The sequence below is a fragment of the Enterococcus sp. AZ050 genome, from assembly GCF_051715085.1.
Taxonomy (GTDB): domain Bacteria; phylum Bacillota; class Bacilli; order Lactobacillales; family Enterococcaceae; genus Enterococcus; species Enterococcus faecalis.
Genome location: NZ_JBIOTC010000001.1, coordinates 2,375,117 through 2,397,960, shown reverse-complemented (window position 1 = coordinate 2,397,960; position 22,844 = coordinate 2,375,117). Strand labels below are relative to the sequence as shown.

Here is a 22,844-nt window from a genome sequence, read left to right as displayed (position 1 = left end):
GAGTTTCTTTTTTCCATTATGTTTTGTTTCTGAGTTTAACCAAATCACTCATTATTTCAAGGAGGAATTAGGTTATGTCAGTACAATTAGAAGTTAAAGAAAGAGCTATCCGTCCACGTTCACTAAGAAATCAGCTACGTCACGAAGGGAAAGTACCTGCCATTGTTTACGGTTACCAAATTGAAAGTACACCAATCTATTTTGAAGAAAAAGACTTATCAAAAATTTTACGCGAACATGGTGCTAACACCGTTATTAAAATGACAGTTGATGGCAAAAACATCAACACATTAATGTCGAAAGCACAATTAGATACCTTTACTGGTCAAATGCTTCATGTTGAATTCTTATCTGTAAATATGAAAGAAACAACAGAAGTCGAAGCAGAAGTTCAATTAATTGGTGAATCTGCAGGTGTGAAAGCTGGGGGTACCTTAGCTCAAAACTTGTACACTGTTTTAGTGGCAGCCACACCAGATAAATTGCCAGAATCAATTGAAGTAGATATTACAAACTTAGAAATTGGTGATGCTCTTACAATCGCTGATTTACCTGAACACAAAGACTATGAAATTTTAACTGATCCAGAAGAACAACTAGTTGCTATTGTTGAAGCACAAACTGCTCCTGAAGAAGAAGAAGGAACAGCTGCTGAAACGACTGAACCAGAATTAGCCGAATAAAGAAAACACTTTTGTTCAGCTGATTCTCTTAAGTTTTAGAAATGGGACGTACGTTGAAACAACGTACGTCCCATTTTCTTTTTACTGCATGTCTTGATTTCTTTATATAAATGATGACACCTGCAAAGCTAGGAAGCTACAGAGGAATATTAAATTTTTGCTAATCTACGCAATATTTTCAAACGAAACAATTTCTTTTTTTAAAATTTGCAGTATACTAAAAGTAAGTAAACAAAAAGGAGGTCATCCATATGTTTGAACGTTTTGATAGTGACCGTAGCCGCTATGCTTCATTAGGTGTTGTTTCCAGCTTACCTAGTGGCTTAATTGATAGTATTTGGTTGATTATTGACTTAAATCTAAAAGGGGTTATCCCTTTAAACGACTTACTTCACTTTGATTTGTTGAACAATAATGGCAAAGTGACTGTCCATTTTTCTCAAGAAAATAGTTCAGTAGAAATGGCCATCGACTTACCATTTAGTTATTCTACGGCATATCCGTCGCGAATTTTTGCTTTTGATGATGGCCATCGTGAAACGATTTTATTACCTGCAGAAATGTTAGAATCTTAAATAATTTCAACAAAGTAGCCTCAAATTCCGATTAAAACTGGAATTTGAGGCTACTTTAATTTCTTTTAGTTATTCTACAATAATTTGTTTACTACTTCCTGCAGCATTTTCAAAATTAATAGTAAAGGTTTCTGTTGCATCATCATAAGTGATTCCGTCACTTTGACTAATTACTCTGCTGTAATCTTTTGGTATTTTTAAAGTCAGTGTCTTAGTTGTTTGTGTGGGATCAGAGAAAGTATACGTTTTTTGGTGTTGTTGTGTCTTTCTCATTAAAGAAATAGCTTTATTTGAGGTAATCCCTGCTATTGTACCGCCAGTTTCTGACCAAATGTTAACCCCAAGATAGCCTTCTTCTTCTTGCTTAACTGCTTGAATTTCTTCTGTATTTGAGAGAACTTCTACTGTTTTTTTGGCAGCATATGTTTTTAAATCAGTTTCATCGATTCCTGGTAAAACTACATAAGCATAATGCTCGTTCGTTGGGTGTTGACCATGTTGAATCGTAAATGTTCGATAATCACCTACATATTCTTTATCACTTGGAAATGCTTCATTAATTGCTTTATAGGTTCCTTTTCTAGTTTCACTTTTAACATTTACCGTTGTTTCTTCTGGAAAATAATAACCCATATTAGCATTGGAATGATCCGACTTTAGTAATAACCATTGTTTTTTACTCGTTTCATTTTTCTCATGAATCTCCCCAATATTTGATAGCACTTGATACTGATAGGCATCATTTAACAAACGATTATCAACAACTGTCTCAATCGAAGCTTCTGTATCCCCTTTAATTCTTGCGCCTAATGCGATAATTTGCCCATTTAATACAAACCAAGATTTTTTAGCTTGTAGGTTCATAGGTAAAAGTTTCCCATTATTTTTGGTCCCGTCTTTATTAAGAGCCATCCCTACTACTGCCTGATTTTCTGACGTTACTCCACCAACCCATTGCTCTTTCGATGTGATTGTTGTAAATGCTGAAACTTCATCTGCCAAAGAAATGGTATCTACAGTTGTTCCTGGTAGTCGATAGGGATCTACAGTTGGCCAATAGCTGGAATTAAATTGAACCTCGTCATCATTATATACGTACATCATTCCGTCACCAATGTGCCAGCCACGTTTATTTTCTTTATTCCCTGCTTCAAAAGATGCAGTGCGCTTTGAATACAAGCCTAGCCCAAACATATAACTAGGTGTGCGTTGGACAAATCGATCCATCGAAGCATAAAGTTTCGTGCCTGTAAAAGGAAGTTGCCCTCCCGTAATTTCTGGATTAGTTAAAAGTTGCATAGTCATCTGTAAATCATTAAAATCACGAGCATTTGTCAAATAATAATCTGGGTTCTCCTTCATCCAATATTTAACGGCTTCTTGAAATTTCTTTTGATAATTATTAGGAGCAAATTTAGCCACAATTAATAAATTATACATGGTAGTTGAGCCATAGCCTGTTTTTCCAACTGCTGGGGCTCTTGAGATGGAACGGCCATTCACAGTTGGTAGCATTTCACCTTTATAAATCAAAGGAAGAAAGGCACGATCAACATTTTCAACAAATTCTGTCACAAGAGTTGCATCCATTTGAAAAGATGAATCTGCTGTAATGGCCAAAATTTGTCCAACCCCTTTCACCAAAACATTGCCATACGAACCTGTATAAGGAATGTTATTGTGCTGGATAAAAGAACCATCTTGGTAAAAACCATCACCTTTTGTGACTAATTTAAATACATCGACGATACTACTGGATGCTTGGTTAATTTTCCCGCTATCCTTTTGTAAAATTCCTAACCCCAAAACAGTTAAAGCTAAGTCCGTGCGGTTCGCTCCTGATGTCACAAAATTTGGGATAAAAGCTAAATCCACAAACGTTCCTTGTGGTTTTGTATACAACTGTTTAAACGGATCTGGGACATAACTGCTCAGCGCATTTGTATAGATTTGTTGCTTTTCTGGAGAAACTTTATCCTCTAAAATCATTAGAATATTAAGAAACTTCTGTGGCACACCAATTTGCCAGTCCCACCAATTTCCGTGGTACTTTTTCCCATCATACCCTTTTTGCGTTACCATAAAATCTAAGCCATCAATAATGGTTGCTGCCAATTTGTCATCTTGGTAAAGCGTACTCCCCTTCGTTCCATAGGCTAACGCTAATTTTTGCAATTTGGTAAATTGAGTCGTTAAATCAGCCGATGGCGTATTGCCAGGCTCTAGTGGCCATAAATAGCTGCGGTTCGGCTCTTTATTCATCGTTTGATCGAGTTCTGTTGCTTCATTGGAGATTTTTTGGACGTAGTCTACAAGCGCTTGGTTAGTTGAATCATATTCTTTTGAAACAAGCTGATTTCGCCATTTTTCTTTTAATTCTCGGTATTCTGCAGATGAATCGATAACAGGAATGCTACCAACGGAGCCACTTTTCATAGAAATGATATTCAGCTTTGATAGATTACCAAATAGTCTAATTCCTATAGCGCCCGTCCAGTCATCATTAATGGACGTACCATCAGGATAATGAACCTCTTCATTTTCATAAAATAATTGATCATTCAGGAATGTTTGAATTTTTTTCCCGTCATAGCGAACCAGCAGTTTATATTGTTGGCCACTTAGTAATGTTGGTCCCGGAATATTAGTTAGCCATTTACCGCCTGGTTGTCCTAATTGCCAGCGGCCGTCACGATTATAAGCAAAAGATTGCCATTGACTCGTCTTTTGTTTATCTCCGCGAAAAACCAATCCGAAGTTACTTTGTCCTTCATATAAAAAGGTTAGTTCAAGATCTCCTGAAGATTGTTCGCGTGCATCAAGATTGATAGAGACAGATTCTAGGTTTGTCCCTTGCTTCGTGTTTGCGATCCATAAACCAGCAGAATCATTCTTTTTTTCTGCTGTTCCCACCAAATCTTGCCAATGCCCAACTTGATTGGGGAAATCTGAAATGTAAGAGGGTTGCTCAATCGTTTGGCTCGCTTCGTTTTCTTCTGCAAAAGTAAGGGTGGTTCCCATAAATCCACTCGTCAAAGCAGTAAACAGTCCGACCAGCATTACCCATATTTTCCTGTTTTTCATTCTTTCTCCTCCTAAAAAATTATTGTAAAACGCTTACATACAAATCAGAGAAAAAGAGTGAAGAAAAATACTTTCTACACTCTCCGACTCTCTGAAAATCACTTAATATACTTTTTACGCCAAAATACCAAAGGCACTCAAAACAATCGATAAAATTAAAATAATCCAAATCACTCGTGTGGAATTTAATTTCTTTTGACCTAACATCCAATAAGTCAAAAGAACAAGTAAGATTGGAACTAAGGAAGGCAGAATCGCATCTAACGTATCTTGAATAACTAATTCGACCCCGTTCTTTTTATAAACAAAAGGAACTGTCGCCTTGATAACTGAAGGAATTAAGGCACCAATCACAGTCACACCAAGAACAGTTGCTGCATTCGTAAAGGCAGATAACTTGTCTTTTAAGGTCGTCACTAGTTTGACCCCTTGCTTATAACCAAGTGGTAAGAGCGCGGCCCGACCAAACAATAGTGCAATATTTGCAATAATCCAAATAACACAGCCAACCACCGAACCATTTTGAGCCAGTGTCCCTGCAACAGAGCCGAAAATCGTCCCCCAAATAACGTGGAATAAAGAGTCACCCACGCCTGCCAAAGAACCCATCAGAGCTGTTTTTAGCGCAATAATTGTTTCTTTCGCTTTATAGCCATCTTGCTCTTCAATCGCAACATCAATCCCCATAATTAAATTCCCAAAAATAGCATTGGTGTTAAAAAATTGATTGTGTGTGCGCATCATATCTTGAAATTGTGCTTCATCATGACCATAGAATTTTTTTAAAACAGGTAAGATGCCGTATAAATATCCTGAACTCATCATACGTTCATAGTTCCAGTTTAATTGGCTTCCTAAAATATAACGCCAGCTAATTGCATTTAATTCTTTTTTTGTCAGTTTATGCTTACTCATCGCCGTCATATCCTCCTTCAAAATCACCATTTCCTGTTGTTGCTTGTGTCGTGCTTTTTGCCCCATCACGTTTAAATACAAGCATCGCTGCTACCATCCCAACTATCGAAACACCTAACATTGGAACTTTTAAATAAGCCGCTAAGAAAAAGCCTAATAGTAAATAGGGGATATATTGCTTCGTTGGCAAGTAACGTAATAAAATCCCTACACCGACAACAGGTAATACTCCTCCAGCTGTCTTTAAGCCCGTCATTAGCCATTCTGGCATGTTATCGGTAATCGTTGTTACTACAGCATCCCCCGCTAATAACATTAATAAAATCGGAATGGCACGAGACAGTCCCCACAGAACAGAACCAGATAAAACTAAGCGTGGAATCCGTTTTACTTGCATCTTATCAATCGCTTTATCGACACTATGAAGTAAAAAGACATTACAAAAACGGGCCACTACATCTAGTTGCAACATCAACAGAGAAACAGGAACAGCTAAACCAATACCATACTCCGCTCCTTTTCCAGAGATTACAGCGAAAGCGGTTCCTAAAACAGCCCCTGTGAAATAATCAGGTACCGATGCTCCACCAAAAGCAGCAATTCCTAAACGCATTAATTGAAGAGTGCCGCCAACCATTAAACCAGTTTTTAAATCTCCCATAATCATTCCAGAAATCATTCCAGCAATAGCTGGTTGCGTCAACGTATTTGAAATAAGTGAGTCATTAATAGCAATAAACGCATAAATAGTAATTAAAATAATTTGATACGCTGCTAAATGCATTGAAATTTCCTCCTAAATTTAAAAATATTCTTTCTTAGTCTGACTGTTTTAGCCGCGTAATTTTTTCATAAAATCAACGACTGGATCGTTTGGAACTAATTGGGCTGTCACAGTGACGCCTTTTGAAGCGATTGTTTCAAAAATTTGTTCTTCTTCTGGTAAAACTTGAATACTTTTTGTTACTTCGCGTGCTCCTTCTTTGTAACTCATATTCCCAACATTTACAGTTTTGATAGGTCCTTGCGCTTCGATAAAGCGGAGCACATCTTTCGGATTTTTAAATAATAAAAATAAACGCTGTTTACCATATTTTCCTGATTGAATATTTTTAGCGGCAGCCTCTACTCCAAGAACAGATAAACGCATCGAAGAAGGCGCTGCCATTCTCAAAGATGATTTTTGTAAAGGATCTGTAGCCGCCTCATCATTGGCTACAATTATTCGCTGTGTACTAAGACTTGTCGACCAAATTCCCGCTACTTGTCCATGAATTAACCGTTCATCAATCCGTGTGTTTACAATATTTTCTTTTCCAGCATATTGACTATAGTTACTTAATTCTTTTTCTTTGCTGGCTTCTGAAATCTCTTGTTCTGCTTGATTCATCCCAGCTTTTACATCAACAATATTTTCTTGTGCTAAACAAACTAATTCTTTAATCGAAGCCTGTTGATTAACCACTGCTTCAATCACAACAGAGAGCGTCATCCCTGCAATAATTTCCACTCCGTCAACGTTCAAATAATTCTTAGTTGCCACGTTACATGGCGTTCCTCCTAGTAAATCAGCAATAATCAGTGTCGTACCGTTAAGGGCTTTCATTTTTTCATTTAGCTCTTTCTCAAATTGAAGATTGTCGCTATCTGGTCGTAATGAGACTGTATGCACGTGTTCTTGCCGACCAACGATCATTTCTAAGCTAACTTTGACGCCTTCAGCCATGCTACCATGACTAATTAGTACAATGTTTTCCACGAATTTCCCTCCCTAGATGTAGGTGACCCTACTTAACATGTTATGTTCTCTACGAACTTACTATAACACATACTAAGTTATCCGTAAACCTAATATCTTAATATATTGAATTTATTTTTTTGAATTCTTTAAATAAAAATTGTCTTTCCTCTTTTTCAAAGTGTTTGCTAAAGGATAGTTAACATGTTATGCTTAATTCATTCGATTACTAGAATGGAGGAAATCGCATGTTACCTAAATATGAACAAATTAAACAAGACCTTTTACGTGAAATAAAAAATCATACCTTTATTCCTGGTGATAAATTTTATTCTGAAGCCGATATTAAACGAAAATATGCTGTTAGTTCTATCACAGCTGTCAAAGCACTGAATGAGCTAACCAGTGCAGGTTACTTGTATCGTATCCAAGGAAAAGGGACCTTTGTTTCGAAATCAAAAGTTTCTCAAAATGTAAAATTTTCTGATATCGAGTTGCATTCTTTAGACTCTGAAAAAGTTAAAGTCCTTTCAATTGAAGAAGAAAATCAAGCCGAAATTTTAAAGGAATTAGGCTTACCAGCTAACGCTTCTTATTATAGAATCAAGCGTGTACGCTATTCTGAAGATACACCCTTTCTCGTACATATCACACATCTTCCCAAAAAGCTTGTTAAAGAGCCGCTCTCAAAGGACCTCACAGCTTATGCAAGTGTGTATGAACGAGTCCGTAAAGATTTTTCAGTAGACCTCTTCTCGTTAGCTTCTGTAGAAACAAATGAAATTGTCTTTCCCGAAGATGCTGAGTTATTGAACTTACTTCAATTAAGTTTTCGTGAACCCGCTGTTAAACAAGTTAAACATTCCTATCTCGCAGATGGTAGTGTTGCTGAATATATTATTAGTTATAAACATTGGAAATATTTCAAAACCAAAATAGAAGTAGAAGCCGAATAAATTTCAGCTTCTACTTCTATTTTTTTAGTCTATGATTACTTGATTCGTAAATTTCAAGTAATCAATGTCAATTCCCTCTGTTTCAAAAATTACTACTTCATTTTGTCCTTGCTGTAAAAATTCTTTGGGACAATACAGCGAATGAATGGGGCCTATTTCCCAATAACGACCTAGATGATGACCATTGACCACAACGAATCCTTTGCCGTAGCCTCGACAGTCAATATACGTGTCTGCTAGCTGTTCTAATTCAAATGTTACTTGATAAAATGAAGGCTGCAATGGATTTTTTCCAGCTGTGTAATCAATCTTGGCTAATTGCTCTTGTGAAAAAGTTAAGGGATAGTGTTGATAGCCTTGATGAAAATGAATGTCTTGCATCACTCCACCTCGAATTCCTTTACTTTGTGTCGGATTATTTAATTTAAAGCCATAATTAACGCGACCTAAATTTTCCACTAAGATATCTAACGCAAGTGTGTCTTTTTCAGTTTGTCCTGAAACGAGTAGCTCTTCTCCCACTGTCTCTTGATATTGGGTAGCAGCTAAATCTCCATCTACATAAATGTGTAAACGATCACTGGCCTCGACCACTTTTAGTTTATTTTCATGATGATAATTTTTTAAATCAAACGAATAAAGCAAGTAGCCATAGCCTGAGCCAGCTTCTTCCATACTTAATGGATACGCGGTGGTCTTCGGTGTCATCATTTGATCTTTTACTGCGAATAAGGATACGCTAGCAGTTACTGGAAAGCTTCCTAAATTCCCCAGTTTTTTCGTGCGTGGTTGTGCTTGCCAAACTTCTGGACATACTTCTTTAATTGCTTTTTGAACGGCATAATATTTTTCTGTTGGTTCTCCTGCTTCTGTTAATAAAGCATCATAATCATAGCTAGTGACTTGAGGTAAATCTTTTGCACCTCGCGCCGAACACCCATTATAAAAGCCGAAATTTGTTCCTCCATGAAACATATAGAGATTTAAAGAACCCACTGCCAGCATATCTTTTACTTCCTTCGCCAAGTCGGTACCTTCTCGCTGAATCACTGGTTCACCCCAACGATTGAACCACCCATCCCAGTATTCCATGCACATCAACGGCCATTTTTTACCATGACGAGTCATAAATTTTTTCAAAACGGCAGCATTTTCTTTCGAATGACTACCAAAATTTCCTGTCACAAAAACATCCTCTTCAATTAACGTCCCCGCATCCAAAACCTCTTCCCAAGCGCCATCAGATGTAAAAAGAGGAACCTCAATCCCCAGTTCTTCCATTATCTGCTTGGTTTGTCGCAAGTACGCTTTCTCCATGCCATAGGACCCATATTCATTTTCAACCTGCATCATGATCACTGGTCCACCTTGTGTTATCTGCAGTGGTGCTAGTTTAGGCAATAATACTTGAAAATAGTTACGAACTTTAGTCATAAAAATAGGATCTGTCGAACGTAATCGCACGCCTTTTTCTTTCAAAAGCCATGCGGGTAAGCCACCAAACTCCCATTCTGCACAAATATAAGCCGAAGGACGCAGAATAACTAGTAAATTCAGTTTTTCTGCCAAGCGGACAAATGCTTCAATGTTTTTCATTCCTTCAAAATCGTATACGCCTTCTTCTGGTTCATGAATATTCCAAGGAATGTAGGTTTCTACTGTATTAGCTCCTAAAGCTTTCAGATTATAGAGGCTATCTTCCCATTGGCTAGGTGTCATTCGAAAGTAATGAATCGCCCCGCTAATAATTTTTATTGGTTGTCCATTTAATAAAAAGTCTTCTTTAATCTCAAACGTTTGCATCTTTTTTCCCCTTTACCAGTATCTTTGCCATGATGGTTTTGCTAAACGCATTAAGGCTTCCATGTAAAAATAATCGCCCCATAAATTGGGTTCATCAATCCCTTTTCCTTCTGCATGTGCGTAAACACCATGGAGTAGCAGTCCTTCATTTTCGGAATCATTTTGCGTACGATAATATTCTCCTAATTGATAAATCATTCCTTTGGCAAGCTCTTTCGCTTGAGGAAAAGCCTGTAGTTTGTCTGCTTCCAATAAACCACATGCCGCAATTGCCAGCGCCGAGCTATCTTTGTCAGATGGCATTTGGTCATTAAAATCAAAATCCCAATAGGGAATTAAATCTGCTGGCAAATGAGCTAGAAAAACCTCCACTATTTGTGGATAAATTTCTGGAAATGGTTGGGAATGGAGAAATGTTTCGTTTAGGGGAATCCCTAAAATTGCCCAACTTTGGCCTCGTGCCCAAATGGAAGTATCACTATGTCCTTGATGCGTAGCTCCATGTTTTGGTTTGCCTGTTTCTGGATCAAAATAATAGGTATGATAAGTTGTCGCATCGGATTTAATCACCGTTTTCATTAACGTATGATAGTGACGTGAGGCAATTTCCTCATAAAACCTATTTCCAGATAATTTAGTTGCTTCAAATAAAAGCGGTAAATTCATTAATGAGTCGATAATTAATCGATATTCTTTGGGATCACCATAATGGCCCCACGCTTGGATGAAGGAGCCATTTTCTTGGAATCGTGCTGACAATACTTCAGCGGCAGCTATCACTTCTTGTTTACAGCGCTCATCACCGGTAATTTTATACCCAGCACCCGCCGATAGACTATATAAAAAACCAATGTCATGGTGGTCCAAAACAAAATGCTCTTCTAATCGTTGTTGAAAGCTGTCAATATTTTCCATTGCCAGTAAACGAAATTTTTCTTGGTGAGACCACTCATATGCCAGCCAAAGCATGCCTGTCCAAAAGCCATTGGTCCAATCATCGTTAGCTTTGAGACGATATCGACCATTCGTAGCACAAGCTGAAGGAAACTGTGTTCCGAAACGCTGCATATTTTTAGCAATTTTTGAAACGCATTCATTTAATTGCGTTTGAATCCATTCATCTGTGACATTTTCTCCTAGAGAGATCAGTCTTTGTTTATTTTCTTGACTACACATCTCCATCACTCCTTAACTTGTTAACATATTAACTTATTGTATTATAACGTAAAAGAAAATAAAAAGCGACCTTTCTTGATTATTTCTCTTAAAAACAAGAGCGTGGGACAAAAATCACTTTGGATTTTTGCTCCACGCTCAAAAACTGATAAACGGCGGGAACAGAACCAACTCCTTCGGAAATAAGCCGAAATTCTCCAAAAATCAAAGATCAATTTTCGGAAATTTCTTCTTATTTCTCGGAGCTAAACGGTTCTGTCCCGACCTCTTGTTATTTATTCCGACCGAATACTTCAATTTGGGTCAACGCTGGAAACGGAGAAGAGTCCAGCGCTTTTCGTAAGCATTTTAATGTCAAAGTTTGTGTTGTTTTCATTGGGAACTTTATTTCTTGAAAACAGGCGGTATTCGTTGTGGCAACTACTCGTTCCTCTCCATCTGAAAAGGCTAAAGTGACTTCCTCCCAATAGCTATCATGTGGGTAATCCGCCCGAAATAACAAGCGGATCCAGTCCGTTTCTACAGGCCTGCCAAAGTCAATCGTTAACTGTGCCTCCTTTTGTTGGTTAATTCCCCAAGAAGCAAATGGATACGAGCCATGAGAAAGGTTACCAAACTTAGAATCAATAGCATTTTTCGCAAAGAAAACAGCATCGTCTCTCGTTTCAACGTTTGCATACGCATGAGGATAGGCTCCTGAATATTCTTTTTGGTCATGTGTATTCATAGAAAGATTTTGATAATTGTCTTTTTCAAACGTGTGCGCTTGTCGAACCATTATTTGGTGCCTTGCTGAATGAAAGGCCGTCTCAACAAAAGCTTTTCGAGCAGATTCTTCTAATGGAATTTGATATTCCCAAACTTTTTCTTTCAAATAAATCAATGAAGGAGCCAAAGTTTCATCTAATTGAACCATCAAATAAGGGGTAGCCCCTGTATAAGTCACTACAATTTTATCGCCAACTTGATAAAGGTACTGTTTAATTGCTAATACCGCTAACGTGTCTCCCTCCGCCATGAATGGCGCTTCTGGCTTCTCGTGATCGATTCGGCCAGTAATAATCTGATTGTCTTTATTTTTCAATTCAATTTTTATCATTTTTTATTCCTCCCTTGTCACACCACCTATCAAACAAATCAGACGATGCGTTCCTATTGGTAGCTCTTTTTGTAAATAAGGTAAACTTGTTCTTGGGAAAAACAACGATGTATTGGGTTCAGGTTGAAGAATACCTGCGTGGTCATATCCTTCAATTGCAACTATTTGCGAACACAATTCTCCTGAATCGACTCTAGCCCACTCTTTACCAAGTGCTTTTTCTGAAAATTTTCCAAGTAACGGTAGACTGAATCCTCCTTCGCGCACTTTTAATGGAACCGATGTCACTATTTCATGTACTCTAACATGCCATTCTCCAAAAGGATAAATGGTTGTTTCAATTTCTACTTCTTGAAAAGGTAGCCATTTATAATAAACTTGCTCCTCTGTTAAATAAAAATCATGAACTTTCCCTTTAACACGAAAATATTCACCATCACGAGAAACAGCCAATACGTTATCAAAAGCCCCCTCCTCATAACACGTTCCAGCTTTGGGAACGCTAAAACCAAAGCGGCTAGAATAGACAAATTTACTATATTTAGCCGCAGCATGCGCTTGATTTTCAAGCCATAGTCCTGCAGGATAGCCGAGGACATGCGTTTTCATTTTAGGATGGATTAATAACATGTTTCCCTTTTCTATCAAACGCTTTTCTTCTCGTTTTATCGCCAACGGTTCAGCACGCCAAAACGGATGGTATTGATCCACAGCGAGCAACAAAAATGTTTTAAAGGCCCAATACGGAGAGCCTGGTGCGTTATAACCTTCTGCCATTACTAAATTTTCGTAATGATAGCCAATGGACAACCGACCATCATAAGTGAAAATAGCCTGTTGCATCCAACAGTGTAAATGTTTTGCTAACAGTGTTTTTATTTGTCCCCAAGGTAAAGCCTCTACTTCTGCAAATATCAAAGCTGCGAAAAATGCTCCTTGAGCAAACCGATACGTTTGACTACGTCCGTAAGGTAACGCTTCGCCCTCCTCATCAAAATAGTACAGATAGTCTTGCGCGAACATAACGGCTCGTTCTGTAAAACGTTTCGCACGAACAGGATCTCTTTCTCGCATAAATTTGACATAAATCAAACTATAATAATGAAAAGCAAACGAAATATAATAATCTCTTTGCGTAGTTTTACCATCCATATACCAACCATCACCTAAATACATGCGTTCAATCAACGCCAATTCTTCCTCTAGTTCCGCTTGGTTAATCACTTGTCCACATTCCTCGAGTGCCAAACGAATGAGCACTTTAAAAAACGTCCAATTATTTTTAGGAATTTTACAACCAAGTGCCTTATTTAACCAAACCATGATATTTTCTTGCTGTTTCTCAGAAAAACAGGACCAAAAATATGTCTTATGAAGCAATAAAGTTAAAGATAATGCTGCTGCTTCCACAATATATTGATCATAATCAACAATATCGCCCCAATAGTCTGGGGATGACGGATCGGTACCTGCGATTAATTTTTCCACATAAGCATCTCTTAAAACATCATCTTTACAAGCAACCCAATACGGTCCAATTCCCCATAATGGTCGAATGAGCGCTTCCATTTCAGCATGTTACTGATCATAGACAGCACCACTGGAGCCAAAATTCACGCCAGGTTTTTCTGATGTTAAAATAGCCGTTTTTAAAGGTGTCATGATTGTTTCAAAAGCTTCCAAATATGCTTCTCTGGTCAAAAAAAGATTACTTTTTAACGATTCCATGCTTTTCGCCCCCATTAGTTTAATTCAAAGAATAACAAGGGCACTTATTTTTTTCAACTATCGTTTAATGAATAAAACGGCGTATTATGAGAGCAGAATTTCACTCACCTTGAACTTAACATATTAATTTTTTCTTTATTTTTGTTGAGCCTTGAGCTATTCACTTTATCCAACAAAACTTCCTTTATCAAAAATGAATAATAAATGAAAAATAAGCAGTCTAACGCAGGAAATTCTCATAATAAATATTTAAAAAAAAGAGTCTATGACAAAAATCCAAAGAGATTTTTGTCATAGACTTAAAATATGAGAGAAAAGACATCAAAAGTAATGGTCTGATTAACCTTCACAAGTTTTATGATGCTTTTCAAGATATCATTTTGATACAATTTTACGCTTTGCGGTTTACAATAAAAGAGTAAATAGCGATACAGATAATCGCTCCTAGCAACGCTGAGATAATTGGAAAACCGCCGATGACTGGTCCTAAAGAAGGCAACAAGAGTGATGCTACCCAACTTCCTAAAAAGCCCACGATAATATTTCCAATAATGCCACCTGGAACATCTTTTCCTAAAATTGCGCCAGCAATTGCGCCAATAATTCCTCCGACAATTAATGCCCATAGAAAGCTAAACATTTGAAAAACCTACCTTTCATAGTTGATTTTTTTAGTTAATTTTCCTACTTTAAGGATAAAACAGAAAGCAGACTTTTTCAAAAGATAGGACTTTTCAGAAGTCAATTTATTCTTCTACATAAGCTAAACGATAGGATACTGTGCGACCAAAAGAAAATACTTGCAAACCTTGTAAGCGATCTGATTTCAAGTAACCAATGGCTCCTTGGAATAGTGGTAAAACACCAGCATCTTTTTCAATTAATGTTTTTTCTAAACTTAGTAATTCATTCCAGCGTTTTTCAGGTTCATTAGCGTAATCTTTTCTAACTTTTTGGAGACCCGCATCATACGCTGAATCGTTATAACCAGAAGTATTTAAGCCACTTTTTGAGTCATAAAATTCTAAAAAATTAATGGGATCAGCATAGTCAGGTGTCCATGTTCCAAAGGCTAAATCGTAATTACCTGCTGTTTGTAAATCCAAACGATTTTGCAAAGGCAATGATTTTAATTTGATTGTTAAACCTGGTAAATTTTGTTGCAATTGCCCTTGAACAAATTCAATGGTTTTCTTGGCAATCGCTGAGTCCGCTGAGATTAGTTCCAATTCAATTTTATCTTTGCCCAACTCTTCTTTCGCTTTGGTCCAGTTAGCTTGGGCTTCTTTAATATTATATGGCAATAAATCACCATTTTCTTTACGGAAATCTTCACCTGTATCTGGATTTTTTGCAAAATTAGCTGGTACAAAACCATTTAAAGCTGTCGAGCCATCTCCTAAAATTTCTTTTGCAAAAGTTTCTTTATCAATCGCTTGTAAAAAAGCTTTTCGAACATGTTCGTTGCCGGTGATTTCACGGCGATGATTTGGGCTTAAATAACCCACCATGGCTTTAGGTACAAAATGCGCTTGTTTTGACTCTTTATACTGAAGTGCATAAGTATCTGCTAAAACAGTGTAATCTAAGTCGCCATTATCAAAAAGATTGGCTCCTGTGCCAATTTCTTTCACTACTTGAACATCAATTTCATTCAATTTTACGTGTTCTTTATCCCAATAATGATCATTCTTCTTCAATTTCCAAGTTTCGGAATTGCCATCCCAACCTGAAATTACAAACGGTCCATTGCCAACAAAATTATCTGCAGAAGTCCCATAGGCAGTACCTTTTTCTTTGGCAAAGGCTTCATTTTTAGGCATAAAAGGTGTTCCAACTAAGACTTGGGCTAAATAAGGAATTGGATTTTCCAATGTTAGTTCTAGTGTCTGGTCATCGATTGCTTTGACACCAAATTCTTCCATCGTGGCTTGTCCTTCCCGCACCGCACGCCCATTTTTAAAAATATCCATTTGATTACTGCTACTTGAACCATACGCTGGATCGACCACGTTTCTAAACGCAACTACAAAATCCCCTGCTTTAACTGGATCCCCGTTTGTCCATTTTGCTTCTCGTAACTTGAATGTATAGACTAACCCGTCTTCACTAACTTGTGGCTCTGCTTTCGCCATAGCTAGCTCAGGATCTCCGTTTTTATCTTGTCGATACAAGCCTTCAACTACTTGACCAATCATATCGGAACTATAGACATCTGTATAATGAGCGCTGTCTAATGTCGAGAGTTCACCACCAGATGCGACGTTAATTTTCTGTGTAATTGGTTCGTTCGAGGTTGTTTTCGAACCGCCACTTCCACATGCTGCTAAAACCAAGCCCAGTGCAACAAGTCCGATTAACCACTTTTTCTGTTTCATACCAAAACTCCTCCTTCTGTTCAAACAACTTACCTACATTTTACATGATTTTCCATACATTTGTCCTTTTTCAGCACTTACTTTTTGAAAGAAAAATATTTTTTTAAGAATAAGAGTTGACAGATATTTTTTCTGGTGGTACAGTATTGAAAAACAGAGAACAGAAGAGTAACTGTTTCCTTTAGTGAAGAGAGTCTTTGGTTGGTGGAAAAAGACGTAAAGAAACAGCGAACCACATCTGGGAGTTGACTTTTTGAACCCTTAGTAGGAAAGTCCGGGACCACTCGTTAACAGGCGAAGTTATGAACTTCATAAGGTTCGTGTTGCGAAACACGAATAAACTAAGGTGGAACCACGATAATTGATTATTCGTCCTTTGGCTATTCAGCCAAAGGACTTTTTTGTTTTTTAGATGCGCTTTTCAACCTGAGAGAGTGCCTCAACTGCTCAAGTCTGTTGTCCTCTTTTCCATATCCTTAATGGGATAAGCTAGAAAAGCAACAGGTTTTCTGTTCCGTTCGAACAATTTCATACTTACAATCAAGGCTTAGGACATAGTAATTTAGCTCTTCCTTTACAGAGACTTTTTCATTGGCTGAAAGAAAAAGATGGATTCTTCTTTACTCACACCTAAAAGATGTTTTTCTGAATCCTTTAGTAAGAAAAACCGGTGACTCTATCGTTAACAGAGAGTAGTTGTCAACGCAACTACATAAGGCTTATCTTGTGAAAGATAAGTAAATTGAGGTGGCACCACGAATGCGATTCGTCCTCTTGGCTCACAGCCAAGAGGCTTTTTTGTTTTTTAATAAAAATTGTTGGAGGAAAAAATGATGGATTATATTTTAGAAATTTTACCTGCTTTAGTTAGCGGAGCTGGCATGACACTGAAAGTCTTTTTCTTTACGCTCCTTGGCTCGATTCCACTGGGGATTATCATTGCCTTTATTTTACAAAGTTCGTTTAAACCTTTACGTTACTTAATTAACCTCTACATTTGGTTAATGCGCGGCACTCCGCTATTGTTACAATTAATTTTTGTTTTTTACGGCTTACCATTAATTGGTATTGTCTTTGAACGTTACGATGCGGCCTTATTCGCATTTATTTTAAATTATGCTGCGTACTTTGCTGAAATTTTCCGCGGGGGGATTCAAGCAATTCCCCAAGGTCAATATGAAGCTGCCAAGGTTTTACGTTTAACACGCTTTCAAACAGTCACCCGGATTATTTTGCCACAAGTTGTTAAAATCGTGCTGCCTTCCGTAGGAAATGAAATTATCAATTTGGTCAAGGATACTTCTCTTATTTATGTCCTTGGCTTAGGCGATCTTTTACGTGCTGGTAAAATTGCGATGAGCCGCGATGTTACATTAGTGCCATTAGCTTTAGTGGGAGTGATTTATTTACTCTTTACGGCAATTTTGACTGTTGCTTCTAAGAAAATTGAAAAATTCTATCAATATTATAAATAGGAGGACTCTACCATGTTAACTATTAAAAATTTAACCAAACATTTTGATAACCGGACCATCATTGATCACTTAAATTTAGAAATTCCAGATGGTAAAATTTTAACGATTGTTGGTCCTTCAGGCGGCGGAAAAACCACTTTACTTCGTTGTTTGGCTGGTTTAGAAACCATTGATTCTGGTGAGCTTTTGTTGGATGGTGTTCCTTTCAATCCTGCTGAAATGGACAATGCCGATCAAGTGGTTGGGGTCGTTTTCCAGGACTTCCAACTTTTCCCTCACTTATCAGTTTTAGAAAACATTACCTTAGCACCTACATTAGTACTAAAAGAAGAAAAAGCAAAAAGTCAGCAAGAAGCTTTAGAATTACTGGAAAAATTGGGCTTGGCTGGTAAAGAAAAACTCTATCCATATCAACTTTCCGGTGGACAAAAACAACGAGTTGCACTTGCTCGTGCCTTAGCAATGAAGCCAAAAGTTCTTGGGTACGATGAACCAACGAGCGCGCTAGATCCAGCTTTACGTCAACAAGTGGAAGAAGTTATTTTAGATTTACGGAAACAAGGCATGACACAGATTGTCGTGACCCACGATATGGCTTTCGCTGAAAAAATTGCAGACAATCTTTTGACGGTTGCCCCCGTCCAATAGAAAGGAGTTTATGATGAAAAAGAAATATTCTTTAGCCTTGCTGGTTATCTGTTGTAGTTTACTCCTATTTGCAGGTTGTGGTAAAAGAAAAAGCAACGAAGATCAATGGACACGAATTAACGAAGAAAAACGGATTATTATTGGCTTAGATGACTCCTTTGTGCCCATGGGTTTTCAAGATAAATCAGGCCAAATTGTCGGCTTTGATATCGACTTAGCCAAAGCGGTTTTTAAACTTTATGGCATTTCCGTTGACTTCCAACCGATTGATTGGTCTATGAAAGAAACAGAATTACAAAATCAAACCATTGATCTTATTTGGAATGGCTACACTAAAACGAGCGAGCGGGCCGAAAAAGTTCAATTCACACAACCTTACATGACGAACGACCAAGTACTTGTTTCTTTAAAAGAAAAAAACATTGCAACAGCGAGCGACATGCAAGGCAAAATTTTAGGGGTTCAAAATGGCTCTTCTGGCTATGATGGCTTCGAAAGTCAGCCTGACGTTTTGAAAAAATTTGTTAAAGACCAAACGCCTATTTTATATGACGGGTTTAATGAAGCTTTCTTAGATTTAAAATCTGGCCGAATTGATGGGCTCCTAATTGATCGCGTCTACGCCAACTACTATCTTTCCCACGAAGATAATTTAAAAAACTATACTATTTCTCATGTCGGCTATGACAATGAAGATTTTGCTGTGGGCGTCCGCAAATCAGACAATCAATTAGTCCAAAAAATCAATACTGCCTTTGAAACGTTACGAAAAGATGGCACTCTTAGTAAAATTTCTCAAAAATGGTTTGGAGAGGACGTTACAAATAACACAAAAATAAACTAAATAACGAATAAAAAGGTGTACTGCTGACTTAGTACACCTTTTTATTTGAATCAAATTCTTAGCAAATTCTAACTTATGAAGAACTTTTATTTTTGCTACACTAGTAAAAGTCGAGAGAATTTGTCCTTTTCTGCCTAGAACAATCATTACTCTCAATAAATGAAAGGAGAAAAAAATGCCTACTAATAAAAAAGAAGGAATGCTTTTTACTACGTTAATGTGCTTTCTGATGGTTTTCGGAATGAGCACCTATAATTTATTATTGCATGGAGAATTTTCATTGTACGCCTTATCAAAAGGTTTGCTTCCTGGATTTATCGTTGCTTTTATTTTAGACGTTTTCATCGTTGGTGTCTTAGCTAAGAAAATCGCTTTTTCTTTACCCTTTAATAAAGAAAAACGGCTATTACTTATTCTGACCATTTCGAGTCTCATGATTATCGGCATGGTGACTTGTATGTCTTTATTTGGCTTATTAATGGAAGGCCAGACGTTGTCACTAAGTGCGTATTTCCAAGCTTGGGGCCTGAACTTTATTGTTGCCCTTCCTTATCAATTGCTGATTGTCGGTCCCTTTTCACGTATGATCTTAACCAATTACCAACAACGACAAACTTAGAAAATAGATTTTCATTATTTATTAACTTTTACTATACAAAAAAGAAATGAAAAAATGTATTACGCCTCCAAAATTAGAACAAAAATCTAACTTTGGAGGCGTATTTAAACTAGCAAAATATGATTATGCATTCAAGAACAAAGTAGTAAAAGCTTATCAAAATGGAGAAAAGATGCTATCAAACACTGGACAAAGCAATTTAATATCTCTTCATATTCCACTGTACAAGAATGAGTCAAAATAGTAGAAAAATTTAATTTTAAGGTCCTTCATCAAAAAACTGCCAACGGATACACCTGAATTTAAGCATTCGAAACATAATCAAAACGGAACATCCTAATTAAGAATGATGCTCTAGCTGAATCCTTTTCTTGATTTGTTTAATGATAAAGTTTTGTCCTTTCCATATTGCTAAACACTCGAATATAAAAGCGATTCTTGACAAAAGAAATTAATAAATTGATTTCCTCTAATTATCAGCGAAGCAAAACGAAACTTCGGTTCAGTGTTCAATACTGTAAACGGTTCATTTCATAAAAATACCGGCCAGATTTCTCCAGCCGGTATTCGAGCTCAATTTTGTATTTTACTAAAAAATTCTATTTTTTAATTTAGACTTCTTCTTCAATAATAAAACGTGGTCGCCCCTTAACTTCGGAATAAATTTTACCAATATATTCGCCCACAATAGACAGACTGATTAATTGAATTCCCCCTAAAAACCAGATACTGATGATAAGAGAAGACCAACCAGCTTCAACATTTCCTGTAAAATGTTGTATTAAACTATAAATCATATAAAAGATACCAATTAATAAAGTAATAAACCCTATGTTTCTAACCATTTTTATTGGTACAATTGAAAAGGAAGTAATGCCTTCCATAGCAAAATTAAGCATTTTTTTTAGCGGATATTTTGACTCACCAGCTACTCGAATATTTCTTGAATAATAAACTTTTGTACTAGGAAATCCAACTAATGGAACCATCCCTCTTAAAAATAAGTTTTCTTCTTTAAAAGTTAGTAATACCTTAGTCGCTCGATTGCTCATCAAACGAAAATCTGCATGGTTTGGTACGGTATTCACACCTAGTTTATTCATAAATGAATAAAACATTTCTGCAGTTTTTCTTTTGAACGCGGTATCTGTATCACGGTTACTACGAACGCCATAAACAACATCGTTTCCATCATGATAAGCATCAATCATTCCCTCAATTGCCTCGACATCATCTTGTAAATCTGCATCAATCGTAACAATCATATCTGCAAATTGAACCGCTGTCGTCATACCAGCTAAAAGTGCATTTTGGTGACCAAAGTTGCGACTAAATTTAAGACCTTTAAAATGTTCTTCTTGTTCAGATAGTCTTTTAATAATAGCCCATGTTTTATCTTTACTACCATCATCCACAAACAAAATGGAACTTTCTGTACTTACTTTATTCTTAGCAATCATTCGTTTTAAAAAATCCAACAATACCTTGCTGGAAATAGGTAGTACTTCCTCTTCATTATAACATGGTACTACTATAAAAAGTTTTGACATTTTCTTTTTTCCTCCTATTAGTTGCTGTTAACACACTTTCCCATCCAATTGCTGAAAGTAAATAGAAAAATGGTAAAAATTGAATTAAATAGCGTGAGCGACCACCTTCAAATAATAGTAGAAACATCATAGCTCCAATAATAGTAAGCTTTATGATTAATTCTCTATATGAAATTTGTTTTTTATCAAAAGAGACCGTTGTTAAGTACATACCAAATAACGTAAATATCCATAAAATTTGCATATAAAAACGGAGTGTCCTTGTTCTTTTTCCTTGCTGATAGTAAAAATCTCTGAAAAAACTCTGAAATTTAGATTTATTTTCTGGTTTTTGAGGAGTTCCATCGCTTCCCCAACCAAAATCACCACGATCAGTATTATTAAAATGCTTTTTGATAATAAATTTCAGATAACCACCTACTCCATAATCTTGGAGCCTTTTTTTTATTGTCTTCCCTGCATACTCTTTCCTTTCCTTAGTTGTTTTGAGCTTACTCATGGTTGATACATCTTGTGAGTTATAACCGCCACTTCCAGTTAAACCCATCATCATCCAATGTGTCATAGGGAATTGTTTTTCTTTATCATATTGAATAACCGTCTGTTGATTTTTATAAATAGTAAATGTAGTTACTGAACTTACCATTCCTATAACAAATAAACAAACACTGAGTATGTTAACATATTTCCTGTTTTTTTTGTAATTTGCAACAAAAATTACTATAAATACTATTGTCCAAGCAATTAAAAATATAATTGCAGAAGGTTTAATCAAAAAGGTAATTCCACATAATATCCCTAAAAAAAGAATACATATAAAATGATGTTTATTCTTTTTTCCAAGAAAAGAATAAACCAATAGTACTAAAGAAACAAACATAAAGGAAAGACTATCAGTATAAAGAACTAATAACCATGGTGATAATGCTAGACTAAACATAGATAGATATAAAACTAGATAACTAACTCTTTTCGAAAAAAGTCTATTAGCTGCTACTGTTAATACACCTATACCCGTATCTAAAACAACGATATTCAATAACTGCCAAAAAAGCCATGTATTACCAATATTAGGAGAAAAGTGATTCACTGAATTAATAATTCCCAACATTAAAAAAAAGAAAAAAGAATTATTAGGATACATTGATAAATAATTGCTAATGGATTCATTGGTTACATCTAAGTTTTTTAGCCCATTAAAAATACTACCAACATCCCAACCAATTGGGGCGGTAGTTACTGCTACAATAATTATTTGGAAAACAACTGTAATGGCAATCAATATAAATGTTATTTTTTTCAGATGTTTTTTCAAAAAAAATATCATATTCTCAAAAAAAATAAGGAATCTTTTTCTATAATAGCTAGAAACTATCAACATTGTCATAGCAACTATTATAAATAGAATACAAATCAGGTGAGACGCTTTTAATTCTGACAAGTTTAAATTATCGGATTGAACAGCTCCAAAAATAGTCAATAAAATGACTAATGAACTGACTATATTTATCAATTTAAAAATTGAATTTTCTATTTTCATTATCTTTATCCTTTCTCATAAACCTCCAAATAG

19 protein-coding genes, 1 pseudogene and 2 other annotated features are annotated in these 22,844 nt (G+C 36.4%); of the genes and pseudogenes, 8 read left to right on the top strand and 12 right to left on the bottom strand.

What is annotated here, in order from left to right; translation table 11 throughout:
- Positions 1–74 precede the first annotated feature (74 nt).
- Together IGJ04_RS11645 and IGJ04_RS11640 are read left to right on the top strand one after the other, a co-directional pair.
- Entirely contained in the window at positions 75–683 is a 609-nt protein-coding gene (locus IGJ04_RS11645; RefSeq protein WP_002358773.1) for a 50S ribosomal protein L25/general stress protein Ctc, read from the top strand.
- 251 nt (positions 684–934) lie between these two features.
- On the top strand, positions 935–1,258 hold the full coding sequence (locus tag IGJ04_RS11640; protein ID WP_002355697.1) for a DUF960 domain-containing protein: 324 nt from the start codon (positions 935–937) through the stop codon (positions 1,256–1,258).
- A gap of 69 nt (positions 1,259–1,327) precedes the next feature.
- On the opposite strand, the gene IGJ04_RS11635 is transcribed toward IGJ04_RS11640, so the two are convergent.
- The 4 genes from IGJ04_RS11635 to IGJ04_RS11620 all read right to left on the bottom strand — a co-directional run bounded on the left by IGJ04_RS11635 (position 1,328) and on the right by IGJ04_RS11620 (position 6,983).
- Positions 1,328–4,342, bottom strand: a complete 3,015-nt coding sequence (locus IGJ04_RS11635) for a polysaccharide lyase 8 family protein (RefSeq protein ID WP_438840232.1) — start codon at positions 4,340–4,342, stop codon at positions 1,328–1,330.
- A 114-nt stretch (positions 4,343–4,456) separates the two neighbouring features.
- Positions 4,457–5,257: a PTS system mannose/fructose/sorbose family transporter subunit IID gene (locus IGJ04_RS11630; protein WP_002383066.1), complete on the bottom strand. Its 801-nt coding sequence runs from the start codon at positions 5,255–5,257 to the stop codon at positions 4,457–4,459.
- The gene (locus tag IGJ04_RS11625; RefSeq protein WP_002358771.1) at positions 5,250–6,041 is read right to left on the bottom strand and encodes a PTS mannose/fructose/sorbose/N-acetylgalactosamine transporter subunit IIC; all 792 of its coding nucleotides are present in this window, start codon (positions 6,039–6,041) and stop codon (positions 5,250–5,252) included. The genes IGJ04_RS11630 and IGJ04_RS11625 overlap by 8 nt, the downstream gene beginning before the upstream one ends.
- Before the next feature lie 48 nt (positions 6,042–6,089).
- Positions 6,090–6,983 carry a PTS mannose/fructose/sorbose transporter subunit IIAB gene (locus IGJ04_RS11620; RefSeq protein WP_002383065.1) on the bottom strand — a complete coding sequence of 298 codons (894 nt, stop codon included), beginning with the start codon at positions 6,981–6,983 and terminating at the stop codon, positions 6,090–6,092.
- A gap of 260 nt (positions 6,984–7,243) precedes the next feature.
- Between IGJ04_RS11620 and IGJ04_RS11615 the strand changes: the two genes are divergently transcribed.
- On the top strand, positions 7,244–7,951 hold the full coding sequence (locus IGJ04_RS11615; protein ID WP_002366233.1) for a GntR family transcriptional regulator: 708 nt from the start codon (positions 7,244–7,246) through the stop codon (positions 7,949–7,951).
- 24 nt (positions 7,952–7,975) lie between these two features.
- On the opposite strand, the gene IGJ04_RS11610 is transcribed toward IGJ04_RS11615, so the two are convergent.
- The 6 genes and pseudogenes from IGJ04_RS11610 to IGJ04_RS11585 all read right to left on the bottom strand — a co-directional run bounded on the left by IGJ04_RS11610 (position 7,976) and on the right by IGJ04_RS11585 (position 16,135).
- Positions 7,976–9,754, bottom strand: a complete 1,779-nt coding sequence (locus tag IGJ04_RS11610) for a glycoside hydrolase family 35 protein (RefSeq protein ID WP_010828582.1) — start codon at positions 9,752–9,754, stop codon at positions 7,976–7,978.
- Positions 9,755–9,766: 12 nt separating this feature from the next.
- On the bottom strand, positions 9,767–10,930 hold the full coding sequence (locus tag IGJ04_RS11605; RefSeq protein ID WP_010707802.1) for a glycoside hydrolase family 88 protein: 1,164 nt from the start codon (positions 10,928–10,930) through the stop codon (positions 9,767–9,769).
- A 271-nt stretch (positions 10,931–11,201) separates the two neighbouring features.
- Complete coding sequence (locus IGJ04_RS11600) at positions 11,202–12,029, bottom strand: hypothetical protein (RefSeq protein WP_033624847.1); 828 nt, start codon at positions 12,027–12,029, stop codon at positions 11,202–11,204.
- Between the two features lie 3 nt (positions 12,030–12,032).
- A pseudogene (locus IGJ04_RS11595) lies at positions 12,033–13,772 on the bottom strand (DUF2264 domain-containing protein).
- A 376-nt stretch (positions 13,773–14,148) separates the two neighbouring features.
- Complete coding sequence (locus tag IGJ04_RS11590; protein ID WP_002355684.1) at positions 14,149–14,397, bottom strand: GlsB/YeaQ/YmgE family stress response membrane protein; 249 nt, start codon at positions 14,395–14,397, stop codon at positions 14,149–14,151.
- Positions 14,398–14,503: 106 nt separating this feature from the next.
- A complete protein-coding gene (locus IGJ04_RS11585; protein WP_010707804.1) occupies positions 14,504–16,135 on the bottom strand; it encodes a peptide ABC transporter substrate-binding protein in 1,632 nt (543 codons plus the stop codon).
- Between the two features lie 147 nt (positions 16,136–16,282).
- Positions 16,283–16,515: a binding site (T-box leader), on the top strand.
- A 154-nt stretch (positions 16,516–16,669) separates the two neighbouring features.
- Positions 16,670–16,912 (top strand) — a binding site (T-box leader).
- Positions 16,913–16,965: 53 nt separating this feature from the next.
- On the opposite strand from IGJ04_RS11585, the gene IGJ04_RS11580 reads away from it, so the two are divergent.
- The 5 genes from IGJ04_RS11580 to IGJ04_RS11560 all read left to right on the top strand — a co-directional run bounded on the left by IGJ04_RS11580 (position 16,966) and on the right by IGJ04_RS11560 (position 19,965).
- Positions 16,966–17,610, top strand: coding sequence for an amino acid ABC transporter permease (locus tag IGJ04_RS11580; protein ID WP_002383057.1), 645 nt, complete (start codon positions 16,966–16,968; stop codon positions 17,608–17,610).
- Between the two features lie 12 nt (positions 17,611–17,622).
- Complete coding sequence (locus tag IGJ04_RS11575) at positions 17,623–18,258, top strand: amino acid ABC transporter ATP-binding protein (RefSeq protein WP_002358764.1); 636 nt, start codon at positions 17,623–17,625, stop codon at positions 18,256–18,258.
- A 10-nt stretch (positions 18,259–18,268) separates the two neighbouring features.
- The gene (locus IGJ04_RS11570; RefSeq protein WP_438840231.1) at positions 18,269–19,102 is read left to right on the top strand and encodes an amino acid ABC transporter substrate-binding protein; all 834 of its coding nucleotides are present in this window, start codon (positions 18,269–18,271) and stop codon (positions 19,100–19,102) included.
- 175 nt (positions 19,103–19,277) lie between these two features.
- The gene (locus IGJ04_RS11565) at positions 19,278–19,721 is read left to right on the top strand and encodes a hypothetical protein (RefSeq protein ID WP_002355676.1); all 444 of its coding nucleotides are present in this window, start codon (positions 19,278–19,280) and stop codon (positions 19,719–19,721) included.
- Positions 19,722–19,767: 46 nt separating this feature from the next.
- A complete protein-coding gene (locus tag IGJ04_RS11560) occupies positions 19,768–19,965 on the top strand; it encodes a hypothetical protein (RefSeq protein ID WP_025188885.1) in 198 nt (65 codons plus the stop codon).
- 367 nt (positions 19,966–20,332) lie between these two features.
- Here the strand turns inward: IGJ04_RS11560 and IGJ04_RS11555 are convergent, their stop codons facing one another.
- A complete protein-coding gene (locus IGJ04_RS11555; protein WP_002376017.1) occupies positions 20,333–21,271 on the bottom strand; it encodes a glycosyltransferase family 2 protein in 939 nt (312 codons plus the stop codon).
- Positions 21,237–22,811 carry a hypothetical protein gene (locus IGJ04_RS11550; protein WP_438840230.1) on the bottom strand — a complete coding sequence of 525 codons (1,575 nt, stop codon included), beginning with the start codon at positions 22,809–22,811 and terminating at the stop codon, positions 21,237–21,239. The genes IGJ04_RS11555 and IGJ04_RS11550 overlap by 35 nt, the downstream gene beginning before the upstream one ends.
- Positions 22,812–22,844: the final 33 nt, after the last annotated feature.